This is a genomic window from Paenibacillus swuensis, assembly GCF_001644605.1.
Lineage (GTDB): Bacteria > Bacillota > Bacilli > Paenibacillales > DY6 > Paenibacillus_N > Paenibacillus_N swuensis.
This window is the reverse complement of the sequence record NZ_CP011388.1, coordinates 3,339,414-3,355,672: the sequence shown is the minus strand read 5'-3', so window position 1 is coordinate 3,355,672 and position 16,259 is coordinate 3,339,414. Positions and strand designations below refer to the sequence as shown.

Genomic DNA, 16,259 nt, shown 5'->3' with positions numbered 1-16,259 from the left:
TTAAGCTTCTCCTTTCTTCACGCTTTTGGTCAAATCTTCCGGATATTCAATTCTGGAATGGAATATGCCCAGCAGCGTTTCCTTGAGTGTTATCGCTATTTTGTCCAATTCCTTAAGGGTCAAGTCACATTCATTGAACTGGTGGTCATCCAGCCTGTTCTTGATAATCTTCTGTACCATGGATTCAATCTGGTCCACAGTCGGATTGCGAAGGGAACGGACGGCTGCTTCCACGCAGTCGGCAATACCTACGATAGCGGCTTCCTTGGACTGCGCCTTGGGACCGAAGTAACGGAAGTCCTCTTCTTTGATTTCACCCGGATCTTTTCCCTCATCTTCAAGCATCTTTCGCGCTTTGTGGTAGAAGTATTTCAATAATGTGGTACCGTGATGCTGTTCTGCGATTTCCCAAATCGGTCTTGGAATCTTGTGATCTTTCAACATTTCAACTCCGTCGCGCGCGTGCGCGATAATAATGGATTTACTGAGTTTAGGGTCAATCAGATCATGCGGATTCTCTATATTCGATTGATTTTCAATAAAATAGCTGGGTCTCTTAGTTTTGCCGATATCATGGTAGAACGAACCCACCCTGCACAATAAACCGTTGGCTCCGATAGATTCAGCGGCCGCTTCAGATAAATTCCCCACCATCACGCTGTGGTGATATGTACCCGGCGTTTCCGTCAGCAACTTGCGCAGCAAAGGGTGATTCGGATTGGACAGCTCAACAAGCTTTAATGCTGAGAGGATGCCGAACGACACTTCAAAGAACGGCATCAAACCAATAACCAGTACGGCGGTCAGTAAGCCGCTGCCGATCATTAAGGAGATTGATTGAAGCATACTGCGCAAATTGTATTCATCACTCAATAAATTTAGCGCCGTAACGGATGCCGCGCCTACCAAGCAAACCATAACCCCGGCCTTCAGAATTGTGGAACGCTGACTCGCCTTATGCAAGGCGAAGATGGCCGAGAAACACACCAGCAAAGAGACGAAGCCAATCCTGAAATCAAAGATGACTTCATAGCCCGTGTTGAAAATAATGCTGGCCGCCAAACTGAACAAGACGGAGGAGAGAAAGGCCAGCGGGATATCCAGTAACAGGGTAATCAGCATGGACCCCAGCGCAACCGGAGCCAAATAGGCTAACGGAAATTCCGGAGTCTGGCCGATGGATACGAGTTTCATGGCCATAATGTTCAGGAAATAAATCAGGACCAGCATGGCCAGCCTGGAATTGTTCTCCGTAAGGGTTGGGCTGCGTTGCATAATATACATGACAAGCAGCAGTACCATTAAGGTTACCAGCAGGATGAGTCCCACCTGAGGCATATAATTGACTTTATCCCGAAGCAGCCCGGCTTCGTTCAACAACTCATACTTTTCCTTGGTGATGACTTCGCCTTTCTTTACGAGTTCCTCCCCTTTGAGGATCATGACAGCGGGGGTGTTCTCTCTCGCCTGGGCTCTTGCTTCTTCCGTTGCCTGTTTATCAAAAAACACATTCGGCGTAATGACAAATCGCGCAATTTCCTGCACCATTTTGCGTTGCGTGTTCTTCGTCAAATTGGAAGTGTTCACGATTTCCGCCACTTGGGCTCTTGCCGCTTGCGCGTCGGGACGTTCGTCTTTCATGATTTCGTTGACGACATCTACCGTAACCGGGCGCATAGCTTCCAGATCCTCATTCGACAATCGCGGCAGCTTAAAGAATGCGTCCTCAGGAAAGCGATATTCCTGCTCGGTGATGCCTTTCTTCACTTCCGCAAGCAAAGATTCTGAATGAATACTTGTTGTCGCGCCGCTTCGCAAGAAGGCGTTAATGAACTCCTCGCGTTTCTGCGGGAGCTCCCGACGATAAATATTGACTTTATCATCAAAGGTAACTTGCGTATCCGCATTCAATTGTTCGAGTTTGTCGTAGAGTCCTTGGACTAAATTCTCATTGGTTAAGGAGACGAAGGTTTCAACAGGGTCCACACTCTCAGCCGCTTCATCCTGCGCCTTCAATGTAGCTTTCTCATTCTCCAACGGTTCCGGAGCCCAGATGGTCTTCTCACTGGCCACATTCAATTGGATGTCATAACGTTCGGGAATCAGCTTGCCCGCGAAAGAAAAGTATAATAACAGCCACAGGGCCAGAAACAGAAGAAAGCGCACGAGTGCGCTATACTTCCAGCCTCCGGTCTGATATTGAAATTGTTCTTTAAACGACTTGTGTTGCTGGATCAATGGAGGTCATTCCTCTCTGTCACCCTTGGTTTTCACTGTCTGCGTTGTAGGCTACAATAATTTTCTGGACCAAAGAGTGCCTTACAACGTCCTGCTCAGCAAAATAAATGATTCCGATTTCCTCGATTTCTTTCAAAATACGCTGTACCTCCACGAGGCCGGATTTCTTACCTTTGGGCAAATCAATCTGAGAAACGTCGCCGGTGATAACCATCTTCGAACCGAATCCGAGCCGGGTCAGGAACATCTTCATCTGTTCCGGCGTGGTGTTCTGGGCTTCATCGAGGATAATAAATGAATCATCCAATGTTCGTCCCCGCATATAAGCTAACGGTGCGATTTCGATTAATCCTCTTTCCAGCGATTTGGCTACTTGTTCCGGACCGAGAACATCATTCAACGCATCGTACAATGGACGCAGATAAGGATCTACCTTCTCCTGCAGGTCACCCGGCAGAAAGCCCAGACTTTCGCCCGCTTCAACCGCCGGTCTGGTCAGAACGATCCGCTTGACTCTTCCTTCTTTCAGCGCGGATACGGCAAGTACGACCGCCAAGTATGTTTTTCCTGTACCGGCCGGTCCGATGCCCAGCACGATGTCTTTCTTCTTGATCGTGGTGACATAGTGATTCTGTCCGATCGTCTTCGGACGAATGGGCTTGCCTCTGTAGGTCATCGCCACTTCGCCTTTATATAATTCAAGCAATTGGTCGGCTTTCATCTCTTTGGCTAATTCCAAAGCATAGACAATGTCCCGCTCCGTTAATATGTATCCATTGCGCACAAGCTGCAGCAATACTTCGAACAGCTGCTGAAGCGAATCCGTTTCTTTACGTCCGCCTTGAATGACGATGTCCGCTTCCCGTGTATAAATCTTGGCTTCAATGGTCTTCTCGATAATGTTCAGGAATTTGTCTTGGGGTCCAAAGAGCGAGAGCCCCTCCGATGCATTCAATAAAGGTACTTTAATGACTCCTTCAAGTTCTGACAAAAAGCCTCATTCCCCTTGCCCTATGATTGGTTGTTCCACACTAATATTTTCTTCCGCCTCAATCAGCACTTTCATATAAACTTTACCATTGTCCGTCTTATCATGCAAAATTTTTTCTGCAACGATCTTCGGTTTAACCTCTGTTTTCGACAAAATCTCAGCGCGTGCCTGTTGAAGTCCGATCTCCCTTGCCGCAGGCACGTCCAACTTGCGCTCGTCAAACCGCACCTCCAACAGCTTCTGGGTCATCGTCCCGACCGGGATTCCATAGGATCGCCACTGTAATTTATGCATCACATTTATCGTCTCATACTTACTAAACGGCACCTTGCCGTATCCCCAAATTTTCAATGCGCGGTTTCCGGTAATGATATAGTTTCGATTCATGGTTGCGCCTGTATAAACTTTATATTTTTGCTTCAAGGGTGAAACGATCTGAAACTCATGCCATACCAGTCCCCTGACCGTCCCCTCGGAGATAACGGCCTCTTGATTTTCCTCATCGCCGTAAATGCCTTTAATAAGTACTTGTCCCTTCTGAACACGGTCATGAACCTTAACAATGGGCCTTCCCCTCTCGGCAAAAATGTGGGTAATAACCGCATCGGAGGAAGAAACCAGGTTGCGAGGGCTCATCAGCTCCCTTTTCTCCGGAGAGTCCGCCTCGACAATATTGAAATGAACCCGGGATCCCTTCACTTCCATACCTACCCAGGAAACGCCGGGAATGTTGTTGATCAAGATTTTAGAGGTGACGGCGGGGTCTTTCATTCTGAATTTCCATTGCATGCTGTAAACGCCTTGCTTACGAGCTTCTGCCAGAATATCTTCATCAGGGATCGTATCATTACCGGACACGGTAACTTGCCATACGATGGAAGACAGGAGGTAGATTCCGGCCAGAAAACCCAACATGCCTAAACCGAACCACTTACGCTTCTCCGCCTTCCGAAGAAAGAAGGGAAATCCATGACGCTTCTTCACCCGAAGGACACAGCCTGTCTGCCTTAAAAGCGGACGAATACGAAAAAAATCCTTTAACAGGATATTCAATTGCAATTCATGAGAATCCATATTTTGAATGTTCCACAAGGTAAATTTCTTCGCGGCCGCCAAGTTAATCAGCCTTTCGGGTTCTCTGCCCACCACACGAATGGTGACATAGCCTTGCAATGCCAAGATCGATTGCGATTTCAACGCCGATTCCTCCTTGAGCGACCGTTAAGATCATTTATGTAACGCATTTCAGATGCGAAAGGCTTGTCAAGGCAAATACTTCAACCCGAACACTTCACCTTCAACAAACATTTCTTCTGTCAAAATGGCGCGGATCACCAAATTTTTACCGTAAATCTCCATCGCGCCTTTACTTAAACTCAATCGCAGCATATCGCCGGAAAACTCGCTGACGCCGCGGTGGTTCTCAATGTAAAGCTGCATATTGCCGATCAGCGTAATCCTCGGCAGGTCGAAGATGACGTCCTGTGGAAGATCCAGCATATTAGCGGTAAACTTACGCAGCCTGCGATTTATGCGGCGCATGAACGACAGCCCCCTCCCGTACTTTAAAATATATGCGCGGAAAACACGGGTTATGAGTAGCTCCGCAATAACCCGACAGGACAAACAAAAGAAGCAACCCGTCCTTTGCGGTGGCTGCTTCTTCTTTGGCGCTAAGTATGTGATTAACCCCTGTCTCGTCTCCACGGCTTCTTGGCCCGGGGCGGTCCGAGTATTTCCGCCCATACCACACCTTGAACAACAGACTTACGCCCGGCATCCAAAGAGTTTAAAACAGCTTCACGGTCCGACTTACTTGGTGACGATACGTGTTTAACCTGTTCGAATCGTGTAACTTCAGAAGGAAGTTCATTGAATCTCTCCATCGAGATTCCTTCCGTTTCCGTTGTTGTATCTAAGGAATATGAACGATAAACGGGTGTGGACGTTCCATCTACGGAGGTTGATTGATTTCGGTACGCCTTTGTCAACACCCGACCCGTTAAAGAACCGTCTTCACCTCCGAAGGATGGCATCCGCTGAACGGGGCTGGACTCAGGCCGATCCTCATCCGAACCGGCAACCGGTGTTTCTATACCCCTCCTTGAATTTCGCACATTCTTTACATATAAGGAGTATAGAAAACCACCGATCGCAATGACGAACACGATATTTTCTAACAACAATTCAATGACTGTATTCATACCTGATCACTCCGTTCTATTCCTCACGGTCTGTTCCAGGATCTGATATTTTTCCCAGGTTCGATCTCATTTGGGTATCCGATTCAATGTTACGCAAGTTCATATAGTCCATAACGCCAAGCTTTCCGCTCTTCAACGCTTCCGCCATCGCTAACGGGACCTGGGACTCGGATTCCACAACCTTCGCCTTCATCTCGACTACTTTAGCTTTCATCTCTTGCTCCTGCGCCACCGCCATCGCACGGCGTTCTTCAGCTTTGGCTTGGGCAATGCGCTTATCCGCCTCGGCTTGCTCTGTCTGGAGGTGCGCGCCGATATTCTTGCCTACATCCACATCCGCGATATCAATCGACAGAATTTCAAAGGCAGTGCCTGCATCCAAACCTTTGCCCAAGACCGTGCGAGAGATCATGTCCGGATTCTCCAGAACATCCTTGTGGGAGCCGCTGGAACCGACTGTTGTTACAATGCCTTCTCCGACACGGGCAATGATCGTCTCTTCGCCGGCGCCGCCGACCAGACGCTCGATGTTCGCTCGAACGGTTACCCTTGCTTTAACCTTGACCTCAATACCGTCTTTAGCTACAGCGGCTACGATCGGCGTTTCAATGACACGCGGATTAACGCTCATTTGCACGGCAAGCAGCACATCACGACCCGCCAGGTCAATCGCAGCCGCCCGCTCAAACACCAACATTATATTGGCGCGTTCAGCGGCAATCAGCGCGTTAACAACCCGGTCTACATTACCACCCGCCAGGAAATGGCTCTCCAATTGGTTAATGTTAAGACCTAAACCCGCTTTGCGCGCCTTAATCAAAGGATTTACAATCCGACTCGGCACTACTCGGCGCAGTCTCATGGCAACCAAAGTTATAATGCCAACCGGTACACCGGACGCCAACGCGGAAATCCAAAGCATAATCGGGAAAAAGCTCAGAAAAATAGACAGCACCACCACAGCAACCACTACAATCAACAATATAGAAACCATCGGATCCAATTCCATGCCTTCACGCCTCCAAATGTGTTATTATTCTTTCGTTTCTCTGACAATCACTCTCGTGCCTTCAATACGGATAACCTTTACGTTCTTGCCTGAGCCGATAAACTCGCCTTCTGTCACCACGTCCACCCGTCGTCCGCCAATATCTACCATACCCGCGGGTCTCAGCGGAGTAATGCTTTCGCCGCTGTGGTATAACAAGTCTTCTTTCGCGTCAGCCGGCACATACCCTTGATCTGTCGTGAGTTCATCACGCAATATGAATTTGTGCCATATGCCTCGATGCTTGAAATAACGTACGAACACAGTAACTATGACAGCTGCGACGATCGTTGCGACACCAAGTGAAAGCAATGCATTGTCAGAGTCATAGGCGGCCATGATGACGCCGCTGATTAGACTGACAATGCCCAGAATGCCTAGGATCCCGAAGCTTGGAACGAAGAGTTCACTGGCCAAAAGCACAATCCCGACGATAAAGAGCAACACCTCTTCCACCCCCGCGAATCCCGCAATATAATGACCGAAAAAGTAAAGTCCGAAAGACAGAATTCCGATGATACCCGGTGCGCCAAAACCCGGAACAAGCAGTTCAATGGCAATGCCCGCGAGTCCAAGTATCAGGAGCAAGGTCATCACCACGGGGTGAGTTACCCACGAAGCCACCTTCTCGGCCCATGTTGGAGCGACATGCTTAACGGCCGCCCCTTCCGGAGTTAACCAACTTACAACGGCCTTCAAATCCACTGCGGTGTGATCGGAATAGCCCACCTTACGCGCTTCTTCAGCGGATAGCGAGATGATCTGCCCCGCCTTTTTCGTTCGCTTGATTTCCGGCATCGCCACTTCCGCGCTCTCATCGACCATACCCGCGGCGATATCCCCGTTCCTGCCGTTCAGTTCCGCGGCGCTTCTCATCATGCCTGACCAGAACGATATGGTCTTTGAATCCTTGACTCGCTCTCCGGAGCCGTCAACTAATGCTGCAGCGCCAATCGTGCTGCCCGGGGCCATCACGATGCGATCCGCATTCAGCGCGAGATAACTTCCGGCTGATGCCGCTTTCCCCTTCACGAACACGGTCACCGGCACGTTACTGTCACGAATACTCTTTCCCATGAATTCCGCGGCATCCACACGACCGCCTAACGTATCCATTTCTAGTATGACATGAGACGCTCCGTCGGCCTCCGCTTTCTCTAAACCCCGATTCACGAATTGGCTTAAACCCGATTCGATGCCTTGTTGGACAGGAATTACCCAGATCTCGGTTGTTCCTTTCCCATGATTACCTTCTGCTCCAGCTGTCCCGGCCCCGAGAGCCGCTATCCATTGAAGCAGGAATACCCATACGATGAACCTGCTTAAGCCAGGCTTTCCATCCATCTTACTCACCCGCTTCCCTCTATGTAATCTATTACCTATTACGGTTATCATTCACAAATCGTTTCAATTTTAAAGAAATGGTCAAAAAATCATCATGAAAAAAACACTCCATTGCTGGAGTGTTTTCTTTTTATATTATTGCAGAAACTGCTGAACGGCTTGATTCACTAGCTTTCCGTCAGCACGCCCTTTGGTTTTAGGCATTAATGCGCTCATGACTTTCCCCATATCAGCTTTCGAAGAAGCACCGACTTCCTGGATGGTCTGCTGTACAATCGCTGTGATTTCTTCTTCTGTCAGCTGCTGCGGAAGGTATTGCCCGATAATTTCGATTTCTGCTTTAACCTGGGTGGCGAGATCCTCGCGACCCGCTTTGTCAAACTCTTGGAGGGAATCTTTACGCTGTTTGATTTCACGAGCAAGAATATCAAGCACTTCGTCGTCGTTCAAATCTCTCTTGAGATCAATTTCTTGATTCTTGATATTAGAACGAATCATCCGAATGACGGAGAGTTTAAACTTGTCTTGGTCCCTCATCGCCTGCTTCATATCGCCGTTCAATCGTTCGCTTAAGCTCATTGGCTGATAATCCTCCTAAAACTTTCTCTTACGAGCAGCCTCAGATTTCTTCTTGCGTTTTACACTTGGCTTCTCATAATGTTTACGCTTTTTCACTTCTGCAAGTACACCGTCTTTGGCGATGGAACGCTTAAAGCGGCGAAGTGCAGCATCAATTGTTTCATTTTTGCGAACTTTAGTTTCAGACACCAGTTTTCCCTCCCTCCGAACAGACCGTCCAAGACGAACAACACGGTTTATCAAACTACATTATATGTTATAGCGAAAGGGAGTGTCAACCTATGCACCATACTTTTTTCGTAACGCCATGTCCTGTCACCAGCTTTGTCCAAAAGGAGTCCGCCTAAACCTGCCAAATGACCTAAGCTTTAGATAATAATGGTCCCAAATTCTCCCCGCCGACCAAATGATAATGGATATGGAACACCAACTGCCCGCTGTCGGTTCCGCAGTTGTTAATCAAGCGATATCCCGTTTCCGCAATGCCTTGCTCCCTCGCAATATGCTGGGCGGCACGGTGAATATCTCCGATTATGGCGTAGTCTTCTTCCGCAACATCGTTCATCGTGGCGATATGCTTCTTAGGGATGATCAGAATATGCGTCGGAGCCGCGGGCTGAATGTCTCGAAACGCCAGAACGAATTCATCTTCAAATACTTTACTGGAAGGGATCGAGCCCTCGACAATTTTGCAAAAAATACAATCCAATCTATGTACCTCCTCTACAAGACTATTCTGATCACATCATACCAAAAAAAACAAAGGCTCGTCCAATATACCTTATGGAAAAACCCTCTGAAGAGAGGGCTTCCGGCATTTTAATAATACGGCAGCAAAGATAAACCCAACAACCCGGCTAACGGCAATCCAAGACGGTTGAATCTGCGACGCCCATAAGGATACTGATAGTAAGGGTATTGTGGATAATACGGGTAGTAAGGGGGACGTTGGTAAGGATAACCCAGCGGTGAGAAGCCTCTGTAGTCCGGTTCCGTAGCCGGAACGGCAAGGTAAAGATACTCATCGTCCAGATCTTCCACAATACCGTCGTACAGACCTCCGTCTGTCGTCTGCACGGAAACGTACCGGTGCATGTGATCTTTGCACAATTTCTTCTTTTCTTCCAAGTTCATCGATTCAGCCTCCCAGGGTGGTGTCTTACATATCTTTGTTACAGGATATTCACCCATGGGCAAACGGCTACACAATATTATGTAAAATAGTTTTAAATTACTATGGTTCATTAATTTAAGTAGTTAATAAGGAGTGTACATTGCAGAAAATTATTATTTTTATAGTAGAATGGTCGCATTTTATTATATACTGAATATGATTCGACCAAATATTACATATTTCGAGTTTTTCAGAGGTGAATAATGAATTCTAATAATGCTCCCTATTTTGCGTATGGTCATGCGTTAATTCCGTCGATTCTTACGCTATTATATTTGTTTGACGGTCAATCTGCCGCTCTGTTACCTATCATTGTTCTTTCTGTTATATGGACGATCGTGCTGATCTGGAGACATACCGTCTCCAAACACTTGCAACAAGACTTGCTTACCCGTTCGGTGGGCATCTACATGGTGGTGGACAGTCTCTTAATTTCACTTATCTTCACTCTACCGGAGTGGGGGTTGCAGGTACAGCCGACTTGGTTGGTATTGCTGTTTCTGGCTTTTTACGCATCTGAAATCGGTATTGCGGCAGCTGTCATTTTCACTGTTCTCGGCATGGCCAATCTGTGTCTGTATGCCGTCGTTCAACACGAGCCTTTGGTTACGATGGAAACATTCTTCATCTGTATGGGTATGGTGCTGTTCATTATTTATGTAAGCAAAATAACCAGTCATCTTCGGCAAATGGCGCACTATGACGCGTTGACGTTGTTGCCAAACCGGTTTTCGTTTCGTGAAAAACTGGCGGCTTCCATTTCAGCAAAGGGAAAATCAGATATGGAGCTGGCGATTTTCTTCCTTGATTTGGACCAATTTAAGTATGTGAATGATACGATGGGTCACTCCGCCGGCGATTTCCTGCTCAAAACCGTGGCTGATCGGCTAAAATCCTGTCTGCCTCCCGGGGCTATGCTTGCCCGTATGGGCGGTGATGAGTTTGGTTTGTTAATGACAGGTGATTCCACGGCTGCCTTGGCGATTGCGGAAGAGATGGTTGCCGCGCTTAAAACTTCTCTCATGGTCGGAGGGAAAGAAGTGTTTACGACTTCAAGTATCGGCATCGCCCTGTATCCGGATGACGGTCTGGATGCCAATACGTTGATGAAGAACGCGGATACCGCTCTTTACTCGGTCAAGAAAGAAGGCAGGAACAATGTCCGTTTCTATGAGCATCCCGCGTCGTCCCATCGGTTTGAACGGGTTACGATGACAACCATGTTAAGACATGCCGTGGAACGGAAAGAATTCGTTGTTTATTATCAGCCCCGTGTGGCTACGGCCAGCGGAAAGACCATTTGTTTGGAGGCGCTTGTTCGTTGGATTCATCCGCAGCAAGGGATCATTCATCCGGATGAGTTTATCCCGCTTGCGGAAGAAACGGGGCTCATCATCCCGATTGGTGAACAAGTGCTGGAGTTGGCTTGCAGGCAGCTTAAACGATGGATGGATCAAGGTTACCCCGCCTTGGGAATCAGTGTGAACCTGTCCCCTCGTCAGTTCAGTCACACCCACCTGGCCGAAACCATACGCCGGGTATTACGGGAAACGGGCTTGAGTCCTTCCTTGCTGGAATTCGAAGTCACGGAAACGGCAGCCATGCAAGATGTGAATCAAGCCATCGTAATTCTTCAGCAGCTTAAAGATATGGGGCTGCGCATCGTAATTGATGATTTCGGGACTGGCTATTCCTCTCTCAATTATCTTAAGAAGTTCCCGATTGACGGCCTTAAGATTGACCGTTCCTTTATTAGCGGCATCCATGACAACAGCGATGACGCCGCCATCGTAACGGCCATTATTCTGCTGGCCAAGACATTGGGCCTGCAGGTTACAGGCGAAGGCGTTGAAACGGCTGAGCAATATGGTTTCCTTCAAAGCAGACAATGCGATGAGGCGCAAGGCTATTACTTCGGCAAACCGATGCCGCAGCATATGCTGCAGGAATGGCTGGAGCTTGGACAAATGAGACAAAGCGGATAAGGCTTAAGCCTTATCCGCTTTGTTTCGTTGTTGTATGAGTCACCTTATAATGTTTCCAGATGAATTCTGCTGCCTTTGCCCGATGACTCCGCCGGCGATACGACCAGCTTACGCGGTAATCTCGCCCGAAGCTCCGGAACATGGGAGATGACGCCGACCGATAATCGGTCCCCGTGCAGCTTTTCTAAGGATGTAATGACCGTATCCAGTAAATCCTGGTCCAGCGTTCCAAACCCTTCGTCCAAGAAGAAAAATTCCAGCGGATATTCTCCCCGAAGCTGAATCTGTCCGGATAGAGCCAATGCCAACGCCAGGGATGTAAGGAAAGTTTCGCCTCCTGAAAGCGTTGAAACCGGCCGTCTTAATCCTCCGTTCGCATCATCGCGGATCACAAAGCCGCCTGAAGAATCGACCTCCAACGCATAACGCTGCCTGGTCAGGAAACCCAACCGCTCAGAAGCGGCGCGGCTGACTTGCGTTAATTGTTCTTCCGCAATGAACTCCACGAATGCGTTCCCCCTGAACACACTTTGCAACTGACTAAGCCTGTTATAAAGTTCTTGAAGCTTCCCTCTTCCGGCTTCCAGTCCCTTCCACCGCTCATGACGTCCTGTAAGCTCTTCCAGATCCCGCTCTGATTTGGCAAGCTCCCTCAACGCGGCTTCATCGGCTTCCTTGACAGTTACGCATTGATCAACGATCTCTTGCCACTTGGACTCGGTTACCACGGCGCCTTGAAGCTGAGCATCAATATGTTCAAGCTTTCCACGCAAGGCGTGTTGACGCTCCCGATGTTCACGAATGGCCTTCATCCAATCTTGAGCCTTCGCTTCTGAAAGTAAAGCGGCGCTTACTTGTTCCGTATCCTTGAACAGTGAAGTCTCTAACGCCTGGCGCCAAGCCAGATCCAATTTATCGCATTGTTCTTGGGCGGATTGCAGCGCCTGCGTCAGCATACTCCATCTTTGTAATAGCTGCTGGTAAGCACTAGCTGTGTCTGCGGATTCCTTCTTCGTGTGTGCGACACGGTCTCTCAGACCATCCAACCGGACCGTAGTCTCTACTATTAATCGATCAGCGGGTATCTTGCCCGTCCATTCATCCAAGCGCTCTTCTTTCTCCTGAAGCAGTTCCCGCTTACCGCCAAATATCGCTTTCCTGTGCGCCTCCTCACGGTCCAGATCAGCCAACGCAAGCTGAAGGCGCTCGATATTTAATCGGGCTTGATCAATATACGGCACACTCTTCTCTAAAGACTCACGTATGGATTGTACCTGCCGGTCCTTCTCCGCTAACTGTTCCAAAGCGCTTTCTAAAGCCTCCTCGGGCAAATCAGCATAGCGTTCGGACCAGAGCTTCTGGGTGTCGAGCAGCGCTCGGTTGGCTTCTTCATATTTACGTAAAACCTCAGTTGTAATTCCTTGGGACGCTTTGAGCTCTGCTTCGTGTTCATGCCTTTGTCTGCGCGTCATCTCACCGTGACGAATCAAAGTCCTTAGCTGCTCCGCATGTTGTTGCGCCTTTGAAATCGCGAGATTCAGAGACTCTTCCAATTCATCTGTTCTTGACAACAAGCTTGCCAGCGCCGCTTCGGCAGATAAAGCTGACGGTGTCGCGGATAACCGCGACACCTCCGCATCGGCTGCCGATGCAGGCGCCGCAGGCGTTGGCTCGGCGGCCAATCCCGCCGCCGCCAGCGCCCCGCCGGCTGGCAGCCGCTCCGCGAGCTGCGCGGCCAGCCCCTGGTGAAGCAGCTGCAGCTGCTTCACCTCAGGGCTCAGGCCGCGCAAGCGCTCCAGGAGCTGCTGCAGCCGCTCCGCGGCGCCGCCGTCGGCAGGAGCCGCCTCAGGCCCTTGCGCAGGCTGCGGATGCGCCGCCGACCCGCACACCGGACACGGTGTGCCGTCGTGCAGATGCGCCGCCAGCTGCGCCGCAAGCGCCATCGCCGACCGCTCCCGGTCGGCGATGCGCTCCCGCTCCAGGAGCTGCGCCGCTTCGGCCAGCAGCTCCCGGAGCCCGGCCGCGCCGGCATCCGCGGCGATGCCGGCTTCGGCCAGCTCGGCGGCGAGCGCGCCAAGCTGCGCGTCGCCCGCCTGTTCCGCGCGGAGCAGCTCCGACGCGGCCTGCTCTTGCGCATGGCAGGCGGCGCGCTTGGCAGCCGCCTCCGTCGCCAGCGCGGCCTGTTGCTTGCGCAGGCTCAGCAACTCATGCCGCTGCCTGGAAGCCTCATGCAGGCGCTGACGCTGCTCCGGACGAACTTCGTTCCCTTTCAGCGCTTCCTGCAGCTCCGCTTGGCGAACAATCGCTTTCTCCAGCATAGCCCGTTCCTTGGCTATACGCTGCCGCAAGTCAGCCAACTGACCTTCGGCTTCCGTTTGCTTCGCGGTCAACTCGGATGCCTCACGACGCAGTGCCCCGATTTCCGTTTCCAGTTCTTTGGCTTGTTTCAGTTGATTTAACCGCAGAATCAGACTTCCTTCATGTAAGGACAATTCCTGACCGGCCTTTTTGCAAGCTTCCTCAGCCTGAGTATGCAAGCTCTCCGCCTCATTCCGCAGACGCTTGCCTTCCTCCAGCTTGCGAACACAATCCTCAACCGCCATGCCCGCGCCCTGCCAGTCCTTAAGAAGGGGAAGCAAACGTTCCGCCGCCGCGTGCAAGGTCAACAACCGTTCCTGTTCCTGTATTTGACCGTCCGACGACTCCAATACCTCCAGTTGAGCATATACGTTTGCCCGCTCTTGATGACGATCCCGCACACGCTTCAGCCGCTCATAGGTTTCGTTGACTTCCAGAAGAAGCTTTCGCTGACGCTGAGCCGACTCTGAAGCAAGCTGCAACCGGCCCTCCGCCGCTTGCAACGCTTCAGCGGATGCATCGCCAAGACCTTGCTGCTCCGCCTCCGTCTGCTTTAGAGACATGTTCGTTTCTTTCGTTCTGTGGTTCAAACGACCGTTAAGCACGTCTCCGTATGCTTCAAGATGAAACAAGCGCTGCAGCATCTGACGGCGGTCACTCCCCTTAAGAGACAGGAATTCAGCAAATTTCCCTTGGGGCAGTACGACAGCGCGGGTGAAATCCTGCATCGATAACCCAATCAGGTCTTCAACCGCCGCATTGACATCCACCTGCTTGTCCGCTGTAACTTCCTCACCTTCCGGAAGGATATGTACAAATCGGCATACCGTATTCGACACCGATACTTCGCCGATACGCTTATATTGTCGTTCGATCCGGTAACGCCGCTTGCCTGAAGCCGATGTTAATTCAAAGGTGAAGGCGACCGTCAAACTCTGTTCGAATTGGTTCAAAATACCCTGTGTACCTAGCGGCGCACGCTCAACCTTGCCGTATAGCGCCAATGTAATGGCGTCCAGTATGGAAGATTTACCGCTTCCGGTCGGTCCGAAGATGCCGAATACACCTGCTTCCGTCAACTCCGTGAAGTCAATCTCCTGGGCTTCCCTGTAACTCTGTAAGCCTGCTAATTTCAACCGGATCGGTTTCAAGAGGCATCTCCCCTTTCCGACGCGTCTCCGCTCTCGCCTACCAATTCCAGAAATAATCGAATCGTTTCGGCATCCGCTTCCGCTCCGCCGGTTTGTTTCGTGTAGAACCTTCGGAACAACTCATCGATCGGCAGTTCTTCCCGGGCCGCGGATCGCTCCGCATCCAAGGTGTCCGGATAGATTACGCGAATATTGACCAGCTTGCCGCGTTCCTTGCGCAGCGTCTGAATTTGTTCCATGGAAAGAGCTTCCGTCAGGTGGAGCTCCAAATCAATCCAGGCGGCCAGATCTTTCCCCTCATCAAACCAAGCGTGTACCTGACTGATTCCTTGAACCGCGCGCCAACGCACCAGCGGGTGGCCGCTGGACAGGAACACTTCCCGCAGCTGTACCGGTTGTCCGGGCGCCGCTTCGAGAATGGTCACGGACTTCGCCTGACCTGCTTCGGAGAAGCTGTAAGCCAGCGGGGAACCGCTGTAACGTATCGGTACTGACGCTTTAAGCGTTTGCGGCCTGTGCAAATGCCCCAAAGCGACATATTGTAAACCTTGCGCAGTAAGTGCGGCAGTATCGACGGTATAGGCTCCACCTACTTGAATCGGGCGCTCCGAGTCGGTTTCCGCTCCGCCCAAGACGTAAATATGACTCATCAATAAATTAACGGTATCCGGCCCAAACGCAGGAGCTTGCTGAGCTACCAGATGGGCGACTTTGGCCGTATACGCGCCTCGCAACACCGCTTCATCCGTACTGTCCGTCAACACTTCGCGCAAGCGCGATTCCGACGGATAGGGTAACGAAAATAATTTGGCACGCTCACCCGTGCGAGAAATCCCAATTTCCTGGACATTCGCTGTTGGCAATCCGACAAGCGTGATATTCCTTTCATTCGCAAGCGGACCCGCGGCGGCTATCCGATCGGGGTTGTCATGATTACCTGCAATTACCACGACAGGACGCCTGCCCCCATCGGAGAGACGAGATACACCTTCATAAAATAATTGCTCAGCCGCCGCCGGGGGATTGACCGTATCGTACACATCTCCCGCGATCAATACGAGATCAATTCCTTCCCGCTCTACAATCTCAATAATTTCATCAACGAATGCGGCCTGTTCCTCGAGTCGGCCCCTGCCTTCGAGCATTCGACCCAGATGCCAATCCGCTGTATGCAAAATACGCATGTG

General features: G+C 50.4%; 14 protein-coding genes. 1 reads left to right on the top strand and 13 read right to left on the bottom strand.

The features are described 5' to 3' along the window. The 11 genes from SY83_RS14740 to SY83_RS14690 all read right to left on the bottom strand — a co-directional run bounded on the left by SY83_RS14740 (position 1) and on the right by SY83_RS14690 (position 9,538). The gene (locus SY83_RS14740; protein ID WP_068607756.1) at positions 1-2,238 is read right to left on the bottom strand and encodes an HD family phosphohydrolase; all 2,238 of its coding nucleotides are present in this window, start codon (positions 2,236-2,238) and stop codon (positions 1-3) included. 19 nt (positions 2,239-2,257) lie between these two features. Further along, positions 2,258-3,229 (bottom strand): PhoH family protein, encoded by a 972-nt coding sequence (locus SY83_RS14735; protein WP_068607753.1) that lies wholly within the window; start codon positions 3,227-3,229, stop codon positions 2,258-2,260. 6 nt (positions 3,230-3,235) lie between these two features. Further along, a complete protein-coding gene (gene yqfD, locus SY83_RS14730) occupies positions 3,236-4,426 on the bottom strand; it encodes a sporulation protein YqfD (protein ID WP_068607748.1) in 1,191 nt (396 codons plus the stop codon). 66 nt (positions 4,427-4,492) lie between these two features. Next, the gene (gene yqfC, locus SY83_RS14725) at positions 4,493-4,771 is read right to left on the bottom strand and encodes a sporulation protein YqfC (protein ID WP_068607746.1); all 279 of its coding nucleotides are present in this window, start codon (positions 4,769-4,771) and stop codon (positions 4,493-4,495) included. A 143-nt stretch (positions 4,772-4,914) separates the two neighbouring features. After that, the gene (locus tag SY83_RS14720) at positions 4,915-5,433 is read right to left on the bottom strand and encodes a hypothetical protein (RefSeq protein WP_068607743.1); all 519 of its coding nucleotides are present in this window, start codon (positions 5,431-5,433) and stop codon (positions 4,915-4,917) included. Between the two features lie 16 nt (positions 5,434-5,449). Continuing rightward, positions 5,450-6,442, bottom strand: a complete 993-nt coding sequence (gene floA / locus SY83_RS14715) for a flotillin-like protein FloA (RefSeq protein WP_269453455.1) — start codon at positions 6,440-6,442, stop codon at positions 5,450-5,452. A 24-nt stretch (positions 6,443-6,466) separates the two neighbouring features. Continuing rightward, a complete protein-coding gene (locus tag SY83_RS14710) occupies positions 6,467-7,825 on the bottom strand; it encodes an NfeD family protein (protein WP_068607741.1) in 1,359 nt (452 codons plus the stop codon). Positions 7,826-7,960: 135 nt separating this feature from the next. After that, entirely contained in the window at positions 7,961-8,404 is a 444-nt protein-coding gene (locus tag SY83_RS14705; RefSeq protein WP_068607739.1) for a GatB/YqeY domain-containing protein, read from the bottom strand. Between the two features lie 15 nt (positions 8,405-8,419). Further along, entirely contained in the window at positions 8,420-8,593 is a 174-nt protein-coding gene (gene rpsU / locus SY83_RS14700) for a 30S ribosomal protein S21 (RefSeq protein ID WP_005547957.1), read from the bottom strand. A gap of 172 nt (positions 8,594-8,765) precedes the next feature. Then, positions 8,766-9,113, bottom strand: a complete 348-nt coding sequence (locus SY83_RS14695) for a histidine triad nucleotide-binding protein (protein WP_068607737.1) — start codon at positions 9,111-9,113, stop codon at positions 8,766-8,768. Positions 9,114-9,223: 110 nt separating this feature from the next. Then, on the bottom strand, positions 9,224-9,538 hold the full coding sequence (locus tag SY83_RS14690; RefSeq protein WP_068607735.1) for a hypothetical protein: 315 nt from the start codon (positions 9,536-9,538) through the stop codon (positions 9,224-9,226). Positions 9,539-9,781: 243 nt separating this feature from the next. Here SY83_RS14690 and SY83_RS14685 point away from each other — a divergent pair, with 243 nt between their 5' ends. Next, the gene (locus SY83_RS14685) at positions 9,782-11,563 is read left to right on the top strand and encodes a putative bifunctional diguanylate cyclase/phosphodiesterase (protein ID WP_068607734.1); all 1,782 of its coding nucleotides are present in this window, start codon (positions 9,782-9,784) and stop codon (positions 11,561-11,563) included. A gap of 44 nt (positions 11,564-11,607) precedes the next feature. Here the strand turns inward: SY83_RS14685 and SY83_RS14680 are convergent, their stop codons facing one another. Together SY83_RS14680 and SY83_RS14675 are read right to left on the bottom strand one after the other, a co-directional pair. Continuing rightward, positions 11,608-15,072: an AAA family ATPase gene (locus SY83_RS14680; RefSeq protein ID WP_068607732.1), complete on the bottom strand. Its 3,465-nt coding sequence runs from the start codon at positions 15,070-15,072 to the stop codon at positions 11,608-11,610. Continuing rightward, positions 15,069-16,256, bottom strand: a complete 1,188-nt coding sequence (locus tag SY83_RS14675; protein WP_068607730.1) for an exonuclease SbcCD subunit D — start codon at positions 16,254-16,256, stop codon at positions 15,069-15,071. Before SY83_RS14675 ends, SY83_RS14680 begins: the two co-directional genes overlap by 4 nt. Positions 16,257-16,259 lie beyond the last annotated feature (3 nt).

What these genes read in the sequence shown, in the direction of transcription:
- yqfC (WP_068607746.1), bottom strand. Translation starts at nt 4,771, where the DNA reads ATGCGCCGCATAAATCGCAGGCTGCGTAAGTTTACCGCTAATATGCTG.
- SY83_RS14720 (WP_068607743.1), bottom strand. Translation starts at nt 5,433, where the DNA reads ATGAATACAGTCATTGAATTGTTGTTAGAAAATATCGTGTTCGTCATT.
- floA (WP_269453455.1), bottom strand. Translation starts at nt 6,442, where the DNA reads ATGGAATTGGATCCGATGGTTTCTATATTGTTGATTGTAGTGGTTGCT.
- SY83_RS14710 (WP_068607741.1), bottom strand. Translation starts at nt 7,825, where the DNA reads ATGGATGGAAAGCCTGGCTTAAGCAGGTTCATCGTATGGGTATTCCTG.
- SY83_RS14705 (WP_068607739.1), bottom strand. Translation starts at nt 8,404, where the DNA reads ATGAGCTTAAGCGAACGATTGAACGGCGATATGAAGCAGGCGATGAGG.
- SY83_RS14690 (WP_068607735.1), bottom strand. Translation starts at nt 9,538, where the DNA reads ATGAACTTGGAAGAAAAGAAGAAATTGTGCAAAGATCACATGCACCGG.
- SY83_RS14685 (WP_068607734.1), top strand. Translation starts at nt 9,782, where the DNA reads ATGAATTCTAATAATGCTCCCTATTTTGCGTATGGTCATGCGTTAATT.
- SY83_RS14675 (WP_068607730.1), bottom strand. Translation starts at nt 16,256, where the DNA reads ATGCGTATTTTGCATACAGCGGATTGGCATCTGGGTCGAATGCTCGAA.